Source organism: Streptomyces sp. AC550_RSS872 (genome assembly GCF_019049285.1).
Classification (GTDB): domain Bacteria; phylum Actinomycetota; class Actinomycetes; order Streptomycetales; family Streptomycetaceae; genus Streptomyces.
Genome location: NZ_JAGMUL010000075.1, coordinates 1 through 16,567, shown reverse-complemented (window position 1 = coordinate 16,567; position 16,567 = coordinate 1). Strand labels below are relative to the sequence as shown.

At 70.1% G+C, this 16,567-nt stretch carries 13 protein-coding genes; 5 read left to right on the top strand and 8 right to left on the bottom strand.

The features are described from left to right. Positions 1–94: 94 nt before the first annotated feature. Complete coding sequence (locus KUM44_RS27385) at positions 95–796, bottom strand: response regulator (protein ID WP_217212057.1); 702 nt, start codon at positions 794–796, stop codon at positions 95–97. Continuing rightward, positions 793–2,493 carry a sensor histidine kinase gene (locus KUM44_RS27380; RefSeq protein ID WP_254390189.1) on the bottom strand — a complete coding sequence of 567 codons (1,701 nt, stop codon included), beginning with the start codon at positions 2,491–2,493 and terminating at the stop codon, positions 793–795. The genes KUM44_RS27385 and KUM44_RS27380 overlap by 4 nt, the downstream gene beginning before the upstream one ends. Positions 2,494–2,694: 201 nt before the next feature. On the opposite strand from KUM44_RS27380, the gene KUM44_RS27375 reads away from it, so the two are divergent. After that, positions 2,695–4,086 carry a cation:dicarboxylate symporter family transporter gene (locus KUM44_RS27375; RefSeq protein ID WP_217212055.1) on the top strand — a complete coding sequence of 464 codons (1,392 nt, stop codon included), beginning with the start codon at positions 2,695–2,697 and terminating at the stop codon, positions 4,084–4,086. A 132-nt stretch (positions 4,087–4,218) separates the two neighbouring features. Here KUM44_RS27375 and KUM44_RS27370 read toward each other — a convergent pair whose 3' ends face one another. Both KUM44_RS27370 and KUM44_RS27365 read right to left on the bottom strand, forming a co-directional pair. Then, on the bottom strand, positions 4,219–5,136 hold the full coding sequence (locus tag KUM44_RS27370) for an aldo/keto reductase (protein WP_217212053.1): 918 nt from the start codon (positions 5,134–5,136) through the stop codon (positions 4,219–4,221). Position 5,137: 1 nt separating this feature from the next. Further along, positions 5,138–6,049, bottom strand: coding sequence for an NAD-dependent epimerase/dehydratase family protein (locus tag KUM44_RS27365; protein WP_254390188.1), 912 nt, complete (start codon positions 6,047–6,049; stop codon positions 5,138–5,140). A 45-nt stretch (positions 6,050–6,094) separates the two neighbouring features. On the opposite strand from KUM44_RS27365, the gene KUM44_RS27360 reads away from it, so the two are divergent. The 4 genes from KUM44_RS27360 to KUM44_RS27345 all read left to right on the top strand — a co-directional run bounded on the left by KUM44_RS27360 (position 6,095) and on the right by KUM44_RS27345 (position 9,751). Further along, positions 6,095–6,613 (top strand): Lrp/AsnC family transcriptional regulator, encoded by a 519-nt coding sequence (locus KUM44_RS27360; protein ID WP_254390187.1) that lies wholly within the window; start codon positions 6,095–6,097, stop codon positions 6,611–6,613. 29 nt (positions 6,614–6,642) lie between these two features. Next, positions 6,643–7,029 carry a MerR family transcriptional regulator gene (locus KUM44_RS27355; protein ID WP_217212050.1) on the top strand — a complete coding sequence of 129 codons (387 nt, stop codon included), beginning with the start codon at positions 6,643–6,645 and terminating at the stop codon, positions 7,027–7,029. Beyond that, on the top strand, positions 7,026–7,358 hold the full coding sequence (locus KUM44_RS27350; protein ID WP_308402734.1) for a thioredoxin family protein: 333 nt from the start codon (positions 7,026–7,028) through the stop codon (positions 7,356–7,358). Before KUM44_RS27355 ends, KUM44_RS27350 begins: the two co-directional genes overlap by 4 nt. 167 nt (positions 7,359–7,525) lie before the next feature. Next, a complete protein-coding gene (locus tag KUM44_RS27345; protein ID WP_217212048.1) occupies positions 7,526–9,751 on the top strand; it encodes a UvrD-helicase domain-containing protein in 2,226 nt (741 codons plus the stop codon). Between the two features lie 226 nt (positions 9,752–9,977). Here the strand turns inward: KUM44_RS27345 and glgB are convergent, their stop codons facing one another. The 4 genes from glgB to KUM44_RS27325 all read right to left on the bottom strand — a co-directional run. Then, positions 9,978–12,692, bottom strand: coding sequence for a 1,4-alpha-glucan branching enzyme (glgB, locus tag KUM44_RS27340; protein WP_217212045.1), 2,715 nt, complete (start codon positions 12,690–12,692; stop codon positions 9,978–9,980). Next, positions 12,689–14,152 carry a maltokinase gene (locus KUM44_RS27335; RefSeq protein WP_217212043.1) on the bottom strand — a complete coding sequence of 488 codons (1,464 nt, stop codon included), beginning with the start codon at positions 14,150–14,152 and terminating at the stop codon, positions 12,689–12,691. The genes glgB and KUM44_RS27335 overlap by 4 nt, the downstream gene beginning before the upstream one ends. 235 nt (positions 14,153–14,387) lie before the next feature. After that, on the bottom strand, positions 14,388–16,091 hold the full coding sequence (gene treS, locus KUM44_RS27330) for a maltose alpha-D-glucosyltransferase (RefSeq protein WP_217212041.1): 1,704 nt from the start codon (positions 16,089–16,091) through the stop codon (positions 14,388–14,390). After that, positions 16,088–16,567 (bottom strand): DUF3459 domain-containing protein (locus KUM44_RS27325; RefSeq protein WP_217212038.1); only part of this gene is annotated, 480 nt, incomplete at its 5' end. The genes treS and KUM44_RS27325, both read right to left, overlap by 4 nt.

Here is a 16,567-nt window from a genome sequence, read left to right as displayed (position 1 = left end):
TCCGTGCGGTGAAGATTCGATACCTCCACCACACACGGGGGCCTTCGCCATGATCAAGCCCGGGCAGTGTTAACAACGCTCGTGATCAATACACCTAGCGCCCCGCGCCCACCCCCGGAACCCACCGGTACACCAACTCCGGTCTGCCCACCTGCCCGTAGACCGGCTTGCGCTCAGCCCGTCCCGCCTCCACCAGGTGCTCCAGATAGCGTCGGGCAGTGATCCGGGAGATGCCCACGGTCTCGGCGACCCCCGCCGCAGTGAGGCCCTCCTCGGCCTCCCGCACAGCCACCGTGACCCGCTCCAGCGTGGGCGCGCTCAGCCCTTTCGGCAGGGCCGCGGGGCTCGGTGCCCGCAGTGCCGCCAGGGCGCGGTCCACCTCGTCCTGGCCGCTGGCCTCGCCCACCGCCGCGTGGAACTCGGCGTACCGCACGAGCCGGTCCCGGAGGGTCGCGAACGTGAAGGGCTTCAGCACGTACTGCACGACCCCCAGCGACACCCCCTCCCGCACCACCGCCAGATCGCGGGCCGACGTCACCGCGATCACATCCGCGTGATGCCCGGCCGCCCGCAGCGACCGCGCCAGCTGGAGCCCGTGCACATCCGGCAGGTGCAGGTCGAGCAGGAGCAGATCCACCGGCGTCCGCTCCAGCGCGCGCCGCGCCTCCGCCCCCGTATGGGCCTTGCCGACCGCGACGAATCCCGGCACCCGGCCGACGTACATCATGTGCGCGTCCGCCGCCACCGGATCGTCCTCCACGACCAGGACGCGAATCGCCTGCTTGGACGCCGTCATACGTCACCTCTCGAAACCACCGCGTCCTCGGCAGCGGGCGCCTGGGCGGAAACGGAACCCTCCGCCGGAAGGGGCCTTTCCTTGGCGACAGCACCCTCCACCAACGGCAACCGCACCTCGAACACCGCCCCGCCGCCGTCGGCCTCCGCCACCGACAACACCCCCTGGTGCCGGATCGCGGCCTGGCGCACGAGCGCCAGGCCCAGACCCCGGCCCCCCGGCCCCGCCGGCTTCGTGGAGAACCCGCGCTGGAACACCGCCTCGGCGAGCGAGGGGTCCACCCCGGCGCCGGTGTCCGACACCCGGAGCACCAGCTCGCCGTCCTCGGCGTACGCCGTCACCGTCACCCGCGCCCCCACGCTTCCCTGCGCCGCGTCCACCGCGTTGTCGATCAGGTTGCCGAGGATCGTCACCAGATCCCGGGCCGGCAGCGAAGGGGGCAGCAGACCGTCGTCGAGGCGGCTGTCCTCCGACACGACCAGCTCGACGCCCCGCTCGTTGGCCTGCGCCGTCTTCCCCAGCAGCAGCGCCGCCAGCACCGGCTCGCTCACCGCCGCGACGACCTGGTCCGTCAGCGCCTGCGCCAGCTCCAGCTCGGCGGTCGCGAACTCCACCGCCTCCTCGGCACGACCGAGCTCGATCAGGGACACCACCGTGTGCAGCCGGTTCGCCGCCTCGTGCGCCTGCGACCGCAGCGCCTGGGTGAAGCCCCGCTCGGAGTCCAGCTCACCCATCAGGGACTGGAGTTCGGTCACGTCCCGCAGTGTCACCACCGTGCCGCGCCGCTCACCGCCCGACACCGGCGAGGTGTTCACCACCAGCACCCGTTCCGCGGTCAGATGCACCTCGTCCACCCTCGGCTCGGAGGCCAGCAACGCCCCGGTCAGCGGGGCGGGCAGACCGAGCTCCGCGACCGACCGCCCCACCACATCACCGTCCACACCCAGCAGCTCACGCCCGCCGTCATTGATCAGCGCCACACGGTACTGCCCGTCCAGCATCAGCAGACCCTCGCGCACCGCGTGCAGTGCGGCCTGGTGGTAGTCGTGCATATGACTCAGCTCGGCCGCGTTCATGCCATGGGTGTGCCGGCGCAGGCGGGCATTGATCACATACGTGCCGACCGCGCCCAGCGCGAGCGCGCCCGCCGCCACCCCGAGCAGGGCCGTCAGCTGCTCCTGCACCCGCTTGCTGATCTCCTCGACCCGGATACCCGCGCTGACCATCCCCACTATGTCCGACGGCCGGTCTCCCCCGTCGTAGATCGGTACGACGGCCCGCACGGACGATCCGAGCGTGCCGGTGTACGTCTCGGTGAAGGGCTCACCCCGCAGCGCGCGCGCCGTGTGGCCGCGGAAGTGCTGGCCGATCTGCTTCTCGTCGGGGTGCGTCCAGCGGATGCCCGCGGGGTTCATGATCGTGACGAAGTCGACCTCGGCGTCGCGCTGGACCCGCAGCGCGTACGGCTGGAGCTCGGCCGTCGGATCGGCGGTGCGGATCGCCTCCCGCACGGACGGCGCGTCGGCGATCGACTGCGCCACCGCCATGGCCTGCCGACCCGCCGCCTCCTCGGCCTGCCCGCGGTCACTGACGTAGGTGAACACCGCGTACCCGGCGACGAGCACCGCTATCAGCACGGCCTGCATGGCGAACAGCTGGCCGGCCAGGCTGCGGGGTCTCGGGACGGGGATGCGCATGCCGTCAGTCTGCCTCCATGGCCGACGGTGAACTAAATGAACGGAAGGGTGACCGCCCTCACACGGCGGGAGATAGTCACCGCATCGCTGAATGCGACGCCCCCCGTCCCCGGGGCGCGACGGCCGGTCAGCGAGACCCCCACACCCCCGGACGTGAGCCGCACGCCGGTGATACCGACGAAGACGTCAAGGAGGGCAGCCGTGGCCGCCGCCAGTTCCCCCGAGAAGGCACCCGCCGCACCCGTCGCCAAACGGGATCGCACGCACTACCTCTACATCGCGGTGATCATCGCGGTGGCCCTCGGCATCACCGTGGGCCTGGTCGCGCCCGACTTCGCGGTCGAGCTGAAGCCCATCGGCACGGGCTTCGTGAACCTGATCAAGATGATGATCTCGCCGATCATCTTCTGCACGATCGTCCTGGGCATCGGCTCGGTACGCAAGGCCGCCAAGGTCGGCAAGGTCGGCGGTATCGCGCTGGTCTACTTCCTCGCGATGTCGCTGGTCGCGCTGGGTATCGGCCTGGTCGTCGGCAACATCCTGGAGCCGGGCACGGGCCTGCACATCACCGACGCCATCAAGGACGCCGGTCACGAGCAGGTCGACTCGGAGGCCAAGGACACCACCGAGTTCCTGCTCGGCCTCATCCCGACCACGATGGTCTCCGCCTTCACCTCGGAATCGGTTCTTCAGACCCTGGTCATCGCGCTGCTCGCAGGCTTCGCGCTCCAGGCCATGGGCTCGACCGGGGAGCCGATCCTGCGTGGTGTGGAGCACATCCAGCGGCTCGTCTTCCGCATCCTCGCCATGGTGATGTGGGCCGCGCCGGTCGGTGCCTTCGGCGCCATCGCCGCCGTCACCGGATCCGCCGGCGTCGACGCCCTCAAGAAGCTCGCCATCCTGATGCTCGGCTTCTACGTCACCTGCTTCCTCTTCGTCTTCATCGTGCTCGGCGCCCTGCTGCGGCTCGTCGCCGGCCTCAACATCTTCACGCTCTTCAAGTACCTGGGCCGTGAGTTCCTGCTGATCCTGTCCACCTCCTCCTCCGAGTCCGCGCTGCCGCGACTCATCGCGAAGATGGAGCACCTGGGTGTCAGCAAGCCCGTCGTCGGCATCACCGTCCCGACCGGCTACTCCTTCAACCTCGACGGCACCATGATCTACATGACCATGGCGTCCCTGTTCATCGCCGACGCCATGGGTACGCCGATGGCCGTCGCCGAGCAGATCCCGCTGCTGCTCTTCCTGCTGGTCGCCTCCAAGGGCGCCGCCGGTGTCACCGGTGCGGGCCTGGCCACGCTGGCCGGTGGCCTCCAGTCGCACAAGCCGGCCCTGGTGGACGGCATCGGCCTCATCGTCGGCATCGACCGCTTCATGAGCGAGGCCCGCGCCCTGACGAACTTCGCGGGCAACGCGGTGGCCACGGTCCTGATCGGCACCTGGACGAAGGAGATCGACCGCGAGCGCGTAGACGAGGTGCTCGCCGGTGCCATCCCGTTCGACGAGAAGACCCTCCTGGACGACGGCCACGGCGGCCCGGCCGAGGCCGAGGTGTCGGAACAGGGCGGCGAGAAGGAACTCGCGAAGGCCTGACCTCCGTCCCGGTCCCAGCTCCGGACGTCCGGCCCCGCCTGAACCGGGGCCGGACGCCCGGCTCACCCCCGCCCCGAGAGGAAGCCCGGGGGAACCCATGGACAAAGCAGTCCGCGGGGCGGCCCGGGAGCATCAACCGACCCGAACGGCCGCACCGTTCAACCGTGCCAGCTCCTCCGCGCCCAGCACCAGGTCCGCCGCGGCGGCCGAATCCCGGATGGTCCGAGGGCGGCTCGCTCCCGGAATGGGGATCACGGCGGGAGACCGTGCCAGCAGCCAGGCCAGACACACCTGCTGAGGGCTGACGCCGCGGGCGGCGGCCACGGCACGGAAGGCGCCGAACCGAGGCTCGTCCACCGTCGGCGACAGTCCGTCCTCCCTCCGCGCCGGCCCGTCCAGCGAGCTGCGGGAGATGCCGCCCAGCGGGCTCCACGGCAGGAACGCCAGCCCCAGCTCCGCGCACAGCCGCAGCTCGGCCTCGCTGTCCCGTACGGCGGGCGAGTACTGGTTCTGCACCGACACCAGGCGGTCGCCGAGGATCCGGTGGGCCGCGCGGATCTGGTCCACGTCCGTGTTGGAGACGCCGGCCAGACGGATCTTGCCCGCGTCGAGGAGTTCGCGCAGCGCGCCGACCGACTCCTCGAAAGGAACGCCGGGATCCGGCTTGTGCAACTGGTAGAGCCCGATCGCCTCGACGCCGAGCCGCCGCAGCGAGGCCTCTGCGGCCGCCTTGAGGTGCCGGGGGTCGCCGTTCACCGTCCAGCTGCCGTCGGCAGGCCTGCCGCGGCCGCCCTTGGTGGCCACCAGCACGCCCTTTGCGTCGCCGCCGTACGCGGCCAGCGCGCGGGCCACGAGGAGTTCGTTGTGACCGGGCTCGGCGCCCGGCAGATGGTACGAGTCCGCCGTGTCCAGCAGCGTCACCCCCGAGTCCAGGGCGGCGTGCACAGTGGCCAGGGCACGGGCGCCGTCGGGACGGCCCTCGATGGACAGCGGCATCACGCCGAGTCCGACCGCGCTCACCCGACGGTCGCCAAGAGTGCGGTACCGCACGTCAGTCGTCCCTTCCGAGGGTCTCGGCGACGGCCTTCGGGAGCCACTGCCGGGCGGGTGTGAAGCGGAAACCCAGCCGCGTGGCACGGGAGTTGTCCATGCCGTACGCGCGGGTGAAGGAGAGCGGGGAGACCTCGCCGACCTCGACGTGCTGGAAGACGGCCTTGCCGTCCGGGAGGTGCGCGGTGATCGCGGCGCACAGGTCCTCGGTGGTCAGCGGGCCGTGCGACGCGGCGTTGACCGGCCCAGTGAAGTCCTGGCCCACGGTCCAGAACAGGAAGTCGGCTATCTCCTCGACATGGATGTACGTCGCCGGGTGGTTCACCACCGGTACGGGGATCGGCGTCCCGCTGCGGACGCGGTCGGCGTAGTACGTCATACGGCCGGTGAAGTCGTCGTCGCCGCCCAGCACGTGGGCGACGCGTACCGCCACGTACGGGAAGTCCCGGCCGGCGGCGAACACGGCCTCCGCCTGCCGCTTGCCCTCGCCGTAATGGGCTTCGAGGAACGCCGGGTCGTCCCAGGGGAGTCCGAGGTCCACGCCCACTTCCAGCGGGTCCACGTCCGTCTCGCGCACGGGGGCGATCGAGTCCTCGTACTCGTACACCTCCACCGTGGACGTCAGTACATAACGCCGGGTGCGGCCCGTGAGGACCCGGCGGGCGATCTCCGCCTGCCGCGGCGTGTAGCAGACCTGGTCGACCACGACGTCGAACGTCCGTGAACCCAGCGCCGCCGTCAGGGACTTCTCGTCGCCGCGGTCGGCGACCAACTGGACCACGCCCGGCGGTGGCGGCGACGATCCGCGATTGAGAACCGTCACCCGGTCCCCGGCCGCCAGCAGTCGCGCGATCAGCCGCTTGCCGAAATAGCGGCTGCCGCCGATGACCAGTACTTCTCGTGCCTTTCGCATGACCATAATTCTCTCGGTCCCACACCACGTCCTGAAGGGGAAGACATGGGAGATCAGGCCGCCCTGCCGAAAGAACCACGGCATCTACGCCCGGCCACCGGCGAAACGTCGGTGGCCTTCGACACCCTGGACCGGCAGATCCTCGAACTGCTCCAGACCGACGGCCGGATCAAGCTGAGCGAGCTGGGCCGCCGCGTGCGACTCAGCCCGGCAGCCGTCACCGAGCGGGTACGGCGGCTGGAGGCGGCGGGCGCGATCACGGGATACGGCGCCCATGTCGCCCCCGCCCGGCTCGGCTACGGCATCCAGGCGTTCATCCGGGTCAACCCGCACGGCGGCTACACCCTCAAACACCCGCGCACCCTGGAGTTGCTCGACCGCCCGGAGGTGATCGAGGTCCACCACGTCGTCGGCGAGGACTGCTGGGTCCTCAAGGTCGCCGTCGAGGACACCGTCCACCTGGAGGAGGTCCTCGAACAGACCTCGGCGCTGGGCCGCACGACGACGTCGATCGTGCTGTCCTCCCCGGTGCGCAGAAAGCCGCTCCTGCCGCGGTTGCCCTGACGTCGGCGTCAAGGATTACGTTCGTACGCATGCGAATCGGCGAGCTGGCCGCACGGGCCGGGACCACGACGCGCACGTTGCGCTACTACGAGTCGCGTGGGCTGCTGCCCGCGCGGCGCAGCGGCAACGGCTACCGGAGTTACGACGAGGACGACCTGAAGCTGCTGCGGCAGATCAGGACGTTGCAGGACTTCGGGTTCGACCTGGAGGAGACCCGGCCGTTCGTGGAGTGTCTGCGGGCCGGGTACCCGGAGGGCGACTCGTGTCCCGCCTCGCTCGCGGTCTACCGGCGCAAGCTGGACGAGCTCGACGCGCTGATCGGGGAGTTGCGGGCCGTGCGGGCCAAGATCGGCCTGCGGCTGGCGATGGCCGAGGGGGAACCACCGTTGTGCGAACTGGGAGGGCAGGAACTGTGATCAGGGCGGCAGGCGTGGCCGAGGTGACGGACGCGGACTTCGAGGCTGAGGTGATCGGGGCGGAGGTGCCGGTGCTGGTGGAGTTCACGGCCGACTGGTGTCCGCCGTGCCGGCAGATGGGGCCGGTGCTGACGGCTGTCGCCGGGGAGGCGGATGGCCGGCTGAAGGTGGTCCAGCTGGACGTGGACCACAACCCCGAGACCACCAACGCGTACAAGGTGCTGTCCATGCCGACGTTCATGGTGTTCCAGGGCGGCGAGCCGGTGAAGTCGATGGTGGGCGCCCGGCCCAAACGGCGGCTGCTGGAGGAGCTGGCCGACGTCCTCTGAACCCGCCCGGAACGACGAAATCCCCCGAGCAATTGCGCTCGGGGGATTTCTTTGCGTATATTCAATGATTCGCGACTTCAAGACTACGGAATCGCGAAGAAGTTCAGTGAGCACAGTATATCCGGCCGGGAGCGGAATTGTCAAACACCGAATTTCAAGACGGTGAAATGCGGAGTGAGCAGGAATTCATCGACGACCTGTACGCCCGCGTGGACGCGCTGCGCGGCGACACCGAGACCTCCGTCACGGACGCTCTCGCCCAGGGCAACACACCCATGCAGGCCCGCCTGGAACGGGACATCCTCGTCGCCGAGCGCTCCGGGCTGCTCGCCGCGCTGAACGCCGTGGACGGATCGCTGTGCTTCGGCCGGATCGACCTGGCCTCCGGCGTCAGCCACCGCATCGGCCGGATCGGCCTGCGCACCGACGACGCCGAGCGCACGCCGATCCTCATCGACTGGCGGGCCGACGTCGCCCGCCCCTTCTACCTGGCCACCGGCCACACCCCGATGGGGCTGCGGCGCAGGCGGCACATCACCACCAGCGGCCGTACCGTCACGGCCCTGCACGACGAGATCCTCGACCTCGGCGACCAACAGCGGACCGGCCACGAGGACCCGACCGGCGACGCGGTCCTGCTCGCCGCGCTGGACGCCGCGCGCACCGGCCGGATGCACGACATCGTGCAGACCATCCAGGCCGAACAGGACGAGATCATCCGGGCGCCCCACCGCGGCGTACTGGTCGTGGAGGGCGGCCCCGGCACCGGCAAGACGGCCGTGGCACTGCACCGCGCCGCGTACCTGCTCTACGAACACCGCGAGTTGCTCGCCAAGCGCGCGGTCCTGATCGTGGGCCCCAACCCCGCCTTCCTCGGCTACATCGGCGAGGTCCTGCCCTCGCTCGGCGAGACGGGCGTCCTGCTGGCCACGGTGGGCGAGCTGTTCCCCGGCGTGCGCGCGACCGCGGAGGACAGCCGTGAGGCGGCCGCGGTGAAGGGCCGCGCCGACATGGCCGACGTACTCGCCGAGGTCGTCCGCGACTGGCAGTCGCTGCCGGACCCGGTGATCGCGATCGAGCACGAGCGCGAGATCCTGATGCTCGACGACGACCTGGTCAAGGTGGCCCGCGAGCGCACCCGGGCCGCGGGGCTCCAGCACAACGTGGCCCGCGAGCACTTCGAGGGCCACATCCTCAACACGCTCACCGAGCTGTACGCCGAACGCGTCGGCACCGACCCCTACGACGGCAGCAGCCTCCTCGACGCCAGCGACATCACCCAGATCCGGGACGAGCTCGCCGAGAACCCCGAGGTCTGGGCGGCCGTCGACCAGCTGTGGCCGGTGCTCACCCCGCAGCGCCTGGTCGCGGACTTCCTCGCCGACCCCGTGGGCTACCTCCCCGACGAGGACGTCGCCGCGATCCGCCGGCCCGTGACGCGGGCGTGGACCGTGGCGGACGTACCGCTCCTCGACGAGGCGGCCGAACTCCTCGGAGAGGACGACCGGGTGGCCCGGGCCCGCGCGGACCGCGAGCGCGAGACACAGGTGGCGTACGCGCAGGGCGTGCTCGACGTGTCGTACGCCTCCCGGACCTACGAGTTCGACGACAAGGAGGACGAGGACAGCGAGGTCCTCTCCGCCCACGACATCATCGACGCCGAACGCTTTGCCGAACGCCAGGAGGAGGACGACCACCGCAGCGCCGCCGAGCGGGCGGCGGCCGACCGTACCTGGGCGTTCGGGCACATCATCGTCGACGAGGCGCAGGAGCTGTCGCCGATGGCCTGGCGGCTGCTCATGCGGCGCAGCCCGACCCGTTCGATGACGCTGGTCGGCGACCCGGCGCAGACCGCTGAGGCGGCCGGCGTCGGTTCCTGGGCGGGCATCCTCGAGCCCTACGTCCAGGACCGCTGGGAGCACACACGACTCGGCGTCAACTACCGCACCCCGGCCGAGATCATGGACCTGGCGGCGGCGGTCGTCCGCGACCGGAACCCCGACTTCGAGCCCCCGAGTTCCGTCCGCTCCACCGGCGTACGGCCCTGGGTACGCGCCACCGACGACCTGCCCGGCGCGGTCGCCAAGGCGGTCGACGAACTGACCCCCGCCGAGGGGCGCCTCGCGGTCATCGCCCCGCGCCATCTGCACCGCAAGCTCGCCGCGCGGCTCGACGGAGTCACGGCGGGCGCCGAGCCCGACCTGACGCGGTCCGTCGTCCTCCTCGACCCGCGTCAGTCGAAGGGGCTGGAGTTCGACTCCGTGCTGGTGGTGGAGCCGGGGCTGTACGGCACGAGTGACCTGTACGTGGCGCTGACCAGGGCGACGCAGCGATTGGGGGTACTGCACACGGGTTCGCTGCCGCGGAGCTTGGCCGTCAGCGCAGGGTCATGAGACTGGACTCGCCCCCGCTGTGACGGCTGGTCACGACTGCGCGACCAGCGGCCGGTGGGGGCTGGTCGCGCAGTTCCCCGCGCCCCTTCAGGTCTTTCAGCCCGTCCGGCGTTTGAGGACGAGGCCGTTCAGGCCGACGGGGGTCCAGGGGGCCGAGCCCCCTGGCGGGGTGGAAGGGGCGGAGCCCCTGGGATGGGACGGGTAGGGGCGGCGGGGGCGAAAGAAGCTAGGCGGGGCGGAGCCACACCGTTGCCAGTGGAGGCAGCGTCAGCCGGATGCTCGCCGGGCGTCCGTGCCAACCCTGGGGCTCGGGCTTGACCGGGTCGGGGTTGGTGACGTCGCTGCCTCCGTAGCGCCCCGCGTCGGTGTTCAACGTCTCGTACCAGGCAGGGACGTCGTCCGGAACGCCGAGCCGGTAGTCCTGCCGGACCACCGGCGACAGATTCGACACCGCCAGCAGCGGAGCCCCCTCCGCGTCGAAGCGCAGAAACGCGAACACGTTGTCGTCGGCCGCGTCCCCCACCACCCACTGGAACCCGGACGCCTCCGTGTCCCGCTGCCACAGCGCCGGCGTGTGCCGGTACACCGTGTTCAGGTCACGGACCAGATCCCGCACCCCGCGATGGTCCGCCTCCGCTCCGTACGCCGGATCCAGCAACCACCAGTCCGGCCCGTGCGCCTCCGACCACTCCGCTCCCTGCGCGAACTCCTGCCCCATGAAGAGCAGTTGCTTACCGGGATGCGCCCACATGAAGCCCAGGTACGCGCGATGGTTGGCGCGCTGCTGCCACCAGTCGCCCGGCATCTTCGACACCAGCGACCGCTTGCCGTGGACCACCTCGTCGTGGGAGATGGGGAGGACGTAGTTCTCGCTGTAGGCGTACACCATCGAGAACGTCATCTCGTCGTGGTGGTACTTGCGGTGCACCGGCTCCTTGGCCATGTACTCCAGCGAGTCGTGCATCCAGCCCATGTTCCATTTCAGTCCGAAGCCCAGACCCCCGAAGCCGCCCGGCCCCGCCACATGCGTCGGCCGCGTCACGCCGTCCCACGCCGTGGACTCCTCCGCGATCGTCACGACCCCCGGCACCCGCCGGTACACCGTGGCGTTCATCTCCTGGAGGAACGCCACCGCGTCCAGGTTCTCCCGTCCACCGTGCTCGTTCGGCACCCACTGTCCCGGCTCACGCGAGTAGTCCAGGTAGAGCATGGACGCCACCGCGTCCACCCGGAGCCCGTCGATGTGGAACTCCTCGCACCAGTACAGGGCGTTGGCCACCAGGAAGTTGCGCACCTCGCGCCGCCCGAAGTCGAACTCCAGCGTCCCCCAGTCGGGGTGCGCGGAGCGCAGCGGATCCTCGTGCTCGTACAGCGGACGCCCGTCGAACTCGGCCAGCGCCCAGTCGTCGCGCGGGAAGTGCGCCGGCACCCAGTCCATCAGGACGCCGATCCCGGCCTGGTGCAGGGCGTCGACCAGGTACTTGAAGTCGTCGGGGGTGCCGAGCCGGGCCGTGGGCGCGTAGAAGCCCGTGACCTGGTAGCCCCACGAGCCGCCGAAGGGGTGCTCGGCCACCGGCATCAGCTCGACGTGGGTGAAACCCAGGTCCTTGACGTAGGCCGGGAGCTGCTCGGCGAGTTGCCGGTACGTCAGCCCGGGGCGCCAGGACGCCAGATGGACCTCGTACACCGAGAACGGCGCCTCGTGCGGCGGCACCGCCCCGCGCCGTGCCAGCCACTGCGCGTCGCCCCACTCGTGCCGCGAGGCGTGCACGATCGACGACGTGTTGGGCGGCGCCTCCGTCCGGCGGGCCAGCGGATCCGCGCGCAGCGTCTTCGAGCCGTCGGGCCGGGTGATCTCGAACTTGTACAGCTCGCCCTCACCGATCTCCGGCACGAACAGCTCCCAGACCCCGGTGCCGCCGAGCGAGCGCATCGGATAGCCCGTGCCGTCCCAGAAGTTGAAGGTGCCGGCCAGGGACACGCCGCGCGCGTTCGGCGCCCACACCGTGAACCGGGTGCCGGTCACGCCCTGGTGCGTCATCGGCTCGGCGCCCAGCGCCCGCCACAGCTCCTCGTGCCGTCCCTCGCCGATCAGATGCAGGTCCAGCTCGCCCAGCGCGGGCAGGAAACGGTACGCGTCCTCGGTCTCCTGCACCGACCCCTCGTACGCCACGAGGAGCTGGTAGTCCTCCGGTACGTCCCGCAGGGGCAGCAGCCCCGAGAAGAACCCCTCCGCGTCGTCGTGGAGTTCGGCGCGCAGGCTGCCCGCGACGACGGTGACCGACAGGGCGTACGGCCGGAAGGCCCGGAAGGCGACACCGCCGGGCACCGGGTGGGCGCCGAGCACGGAGTGCGGGTCGTGGTGGGTGCCGGTGAGGAGACGGTCGCGGTCGGCGGCGTCGAGGGCGGGGGAGAGGGCGACGGGTGCCTCCGGCGGCGGGGCGGAGTGCGGCGCGGTGACTTTCTCGGCGGTCACCGCCGCTGCCGTGGGCTTCCGGGCGGGCGCCTTCTGCGCCGGGATCTTTTTCGCGGTGGCCTTCTGCGCGGGGATCTTCTTGGCGGCGGCCTTGCTCGCGGGGGTGCTCTTCGCTGCGGTGCTCTTCGCGACGGCTTTCTTGGCGGCAGCCTTCTTCACCGTGGCTTTCTCCCCGGCTGTCTTCTCTCCGGCTGTCTTCTTCGCCGCTGTTTTCTTCGCCGCCGTCTTCTTGGCGGCGGCCTTCTTGGCAGGTGCCTTCTTGGCGGCTGTCTTCTTCGCCGCCGCCTTCTTCGTCGTCCCCTTCTTCATGGCCTCCGCGGCCTTCTCGGCGGCCTTCACCGTCTTTGTCGTCGCCTTCTTCGCGACGCTCGTCTGGTCGGCCGACTGTTCAGCCGACTGCTCGGCCGGCTTCTCGGCCGTCTTCTTCGGAGCCGAACCGCTGGAGGGAGTGGTGCGGGGGGTCACGGGCGGGGCCTCCTAGGCGAAGGTGGAGAGAGGGGGGAGAGGGGAGTGAGGGGAGTGGAGGAAGAGGGTGTGCCGGTGTCCGCGGCGAGACGGCTTATGGCGGACAGCGGCACCGGGAGCCAGTCGGGGCGGTGGCGGGCCTCGTAGACGACCTCGTAGATCGCCTTGTCGGTCTCGTACGCGCGCAGCAGCACCGGATCGGTCCGCGGATCGGCGCCGCTGACCTGCGCGTACCCGGAGCAGTAGGCGGCCCGGCAGGTGTCGGCCCAGCCCGGTACGGGTGGGTCGGCCGAGTGGGCCGCGTAGTCGAAGGAGCGCAGCATGCCCGCGACGTCCCGCACCGGCGGCTGCGGCATCCGCCGTTCGGCCAGCGGCCTCGACGGCTCGCCCTCGAAGTCGATCAGCCACCACTGACCGGTGGGCGAGCGCAGGCACTGCCCGAGATGCAGGTCGCCGTGGATGCGCTGGGCGGTCCAGGTGCACCCCTCGGCGGCCAGGTCGGCCAGCGCCGCGAAGGCCGAGCGCAGACCGGGGGCGTACGGCCGCAGCGCCGGCACGGCCCGCGCGGCCGTCTCCAGCCGCTCGACCATGCCGTCGACCAGCTGCCGCACCTGTGTGTGCCCCAGCGTGACGGTCGGCAGGGTGCGGGCCAGCGCGGTGTGCACCTCGGCGGTCGCGCGCCCGAGCGCCCCGGCCGCCGCGGCGAAGTCCTCGCCCTTGGCCAGTTCGCGCAGCGCCAGCTCCCAGCCGTCCGCCGCGCCCTGCACAAAGGGCTGGAGCACACCGAGGACGTACGAGTCGCCCGCCAGCTCCGCGCCGATCCACGCCGTCGGTGCGGGCACCCGGTCGCAGCCCTCCCGGGCCAGCGCCAGCGGCAGCTCCAGGTCGGGATTGACGCCGGGCACGACCCGGCGCAGCAGCTTCAGGATGAACGTATCGCCGTAGACGACCGAGGAGTTGGACTGTTCGGAGGTGACCATGCGCGGCACCAGACCGGACCGGATGTCCTGGCCCGCGTCCCGTTCGAAGCGCAGTCCGCCGATCCGGGCCCCGGTGCGCAGCGCCTCCAGGAGCAGTTCGGTGGGACGGGTGTCGTACAGGGCGTCGTACACCGTGCGTCCGGCGAGCGGACCCTTGGCCACGTGCCCGATCAGCGCCGGGGCCAGCCGGGGCGGCAGCGCCTCGCGGTCGCCTATGAGGAGTTGGTAGCAGTCCGCGGGCTGCTCGGGTGCGCCCGGCACCGGCGCGAGGGCCTGGTGCGCGCGCACGAGCAGGTGGTACAGGCCCAGCTTGCCGCCGGGCGGCAGCAGCTCGGTGGCCGCCACCAGCGAGAACCCGGTGACCGGACGTCCCTTGCCGGCGAACCAGCGCTGCCGTGGCAGCCACTCCCGCAGCAGTGGGTCCAGCGAGGCGAGGAGACCTGGAGGGGTCGTGAGGGTGCGGGTGACGGCTTTCGACATGGCGTCACGTCCTTTCCCCGGCTGGTCGGGGTGTGGGTGATGCGTGCCCAGGGCGGGACGGTGAAAACCGCCCCGCCCTCAATTGCGGCGCGGGCCGCGGCCCGGCGGTTGCGGAGCCGGAACCATGGGCGTTCACGCCGCGCGAGGCGGCATGTCCTTTCCGATCGCTCGGAGAGGTTTCACGCGGTGAAACGCGCGCAGTTGTCCCGATCACCAGAACGGCGTAACCGTACCACTACTCGGCGTAATCTCGCCGCAGTCGGAACCAGTAGAAGCCGTGGCCCCCGAGCGTCAGCAGGTACGGCAGTTCGCCGATGGCCGGGAATCGCACCCCGCCGGACAGTTCGACCGGATGCCGCCCGTTGAACCTGCGCAGATCCAGTTCCGTCGGCTGCGCGAACCGGGAGAAGTTGTTCACGCACAGCACCAGGTCGTCCTCGTATTCGCGGAGGAAGGCGATCACGGCCGGATTCGACGACTGGAGTTCCGTGTACGAGCCGAGTCCGAAGGCCGGGTTCTGTTTGCGGATCTCGATCATGCGGCGGGTCCAGTGCAGGAGAGAGGACGGCGAGGACATGGACGCCTCGACATTCGTCACCTGGTAGCCGTAGACCGGGTCCATGATCGTGGGCAGGAAGAGCCGCCCGGGATCACTGGACGAGAAACCGGCATTGCGGTCCGGCGTCCACTGCATGGGCGTGCGGACGGCGTCGCGGTCGCCGAGCCAGATGTTGTCGCCCATGCCGATCTCGTCGCCGTAGTAGAGGATCGGCGAGCCGGGCAGTGACAGCAGCAGGGCGGTGAACAGCTCGATCTGGTTGCGGTCGTTGTCGAGCAGCGGCGCCAGTCGGCGCCGGATGCCGATGTTGGCGCGCATCCGCGGGTCCTTGGCGTACTCCGCGTACATGTAGTCGCGCTCTTCGTCGGTGACCATTTCGAGGGTCAGCTCGTCGTGGTTGCGCAGGAAGATGCCCCACTGGCAGCCGGAGGGGATGGCCGGCGTCTTGGCGAGGATTTCCGAGACCGGGTAGCGGGATTCCCGCCGTACGGCCATGAAGATGCGGGGCATCACCGGGAAGTGGAACGCCATGTGGCATTCGTCGCCGCCGCTTCGGAAGTCGCCGAAATAGTCGACGACGTCCTCCGGCCACTGGTTGGCCTCCGCCAGCAGCACCGTGTCCGGGTACTGGGCGTCGATCTCCTTCCGCACCCGCTTCAGGAACTCATGCGTCGCCGGAAGGTTCTCGCAGTTCGTGCCCTCCTCCGCGTACAGATAGGGCACCGCGTCCAGCCGGAATCCGTCGATTCCCAGATCCAGCCAGAACTTCAGCGCCGAGAGGATCTCCTCCTGCACCGTCGGGTTCTCGTAGTTGAGGTCCGGCTGGTGGGAGAAGAAGCGGTGGAAGAAGTACTGCTTGCGGACCGGGTCGAAGGTCCAGTTGGAGGCCTCGGTGTCGACGAAGATGATGCGGGCGTCGGCGTACTGCTTGTCGTCGTCGGCCCATACGTAATAGTCGCCGTACGGGCCGTCCGGGTCCTTTCTCGACTCCTGGAACCACGGGTGCTGGTCGCTGGTGTGGTTCATGACGAAGTCGATGATGACGCGCATGCCGCGCTGGTGGGCGGAGTCCACGAAGTCCACGAAATCGGCCAGGTCACCGAACTCGGGCAGCACGGACGTGTAGTCGGAGACGTCGTAACCGCCGTCCTTCAGCGGTGATTTGAAGAAGGGCGGCAGCCACAGGCAGTCGACGCCGAGCCATTGCAGGTAGTCGAGTTTGGCGGTCAGGCCCTTGAGGTCGCCGACACCGTCGCCGTTGCTGTCCTGGAAGGAGCGGACCAGGACCTCGTAGAAGACGGCGCGCTTGAACCAATCCGGGTCACGATCCTTGGCAGGCGTGTCCTCGAAGGTGTCCTGAACAGGCTCGTTGACGATCATTTTGTGGGTGACCCTCCGATCTGCGGGGTGGACGGTCGCAGGACGGTGAGGATGTGCGCGGGACGAGTGCCCGGTTCGAGACGCACGTAGTTCGCCCTGCCCCAGTGATAGGTCTCGCCGGTGAGCTCGTCGCGCACCGGCACCGACTCGTGCCAGTCCAGGCCGAGTTGCGGCATGTCCAACGAGACCGTGGCCTCCTGGGTGTGGTGAGGGTCGAGGTTGACGACCACCAGAACCGTGTTCGAACCGCTTCGCTTCGAGTACGCGATCACCGCTTCCTTGTCCGCGTGGTGGAAGTGGAGGTCACGCAACTGCCGCAGGGCCGGATTCGCCCTGCGGACGGCGTTGAGCTGGGTGATCAGGGGTGTGATGGTGCGGCCCTCGCGTTCGGCGGCGGCCCAGTCGCGGGGGCGCAGCTGGTACTTCTCGGAGTGGAGGTACTCCTCGCTGCCCTTGCGCAGGGGGGTGTTCTCGCA

Coding starts and splice junctions, on each gene's coding strand:
- KUM44_RS27385 (WP_217212057.1), bottom strand. CDS start 796: ATGACGGCGTCCAAGCAGGCGATTCGCGTCCTGGTCGTGGAGGACGAT.
- KUM44_RS27380 (WP_254390189.1), bottom strand. CDS start 2,493: ATGCGCATCCCCGTCCCGAGACCCCGCAGCCTGGCCGGCCAGCTGTTC.
- KUM44_RS27365 (WP_254390188.1), bottom strand. CDS start 6,049: ATGCGAAAGGCACGAGAAGTACTGGTCATCGGCGGCAGCCGCTATTTC.
- KUM44_RS27360 (WP_254390187.1), top strand. CDS start 6,095: ATGGGAGATCAGGCCGCCCTGCCGAAAGAACCACGGCATCTACGCCCG.
- KUM44_RS27355 (WP_217212050.1), top strand. CDS start 6,643: ATGCGAATCGGCGAGCTGGCCGCACGGGCCGGGACCACGACGCGCACG.
- KUM44_RS27345 (WP_217212048.1), top strand. CDS start 7,526: ATGCGGAGTGAGCAGGAATTCATCGACGACCTGTACGCCCGCGTGGAC.
- KUM44_RS27335 (WP_217212043.1), bottom strand. CDS start 14,152: ATGTCGAAAGCCGTCACCCGCACCCTCACGACCCCTCCAGGTCTCCTC.
- treS (WP_217212041.1), bottom strand. CDS start 16,091: ATGATCGTCAACGAGCCTGTTCAGGACACCTTCGAGGACACGCCTGCC.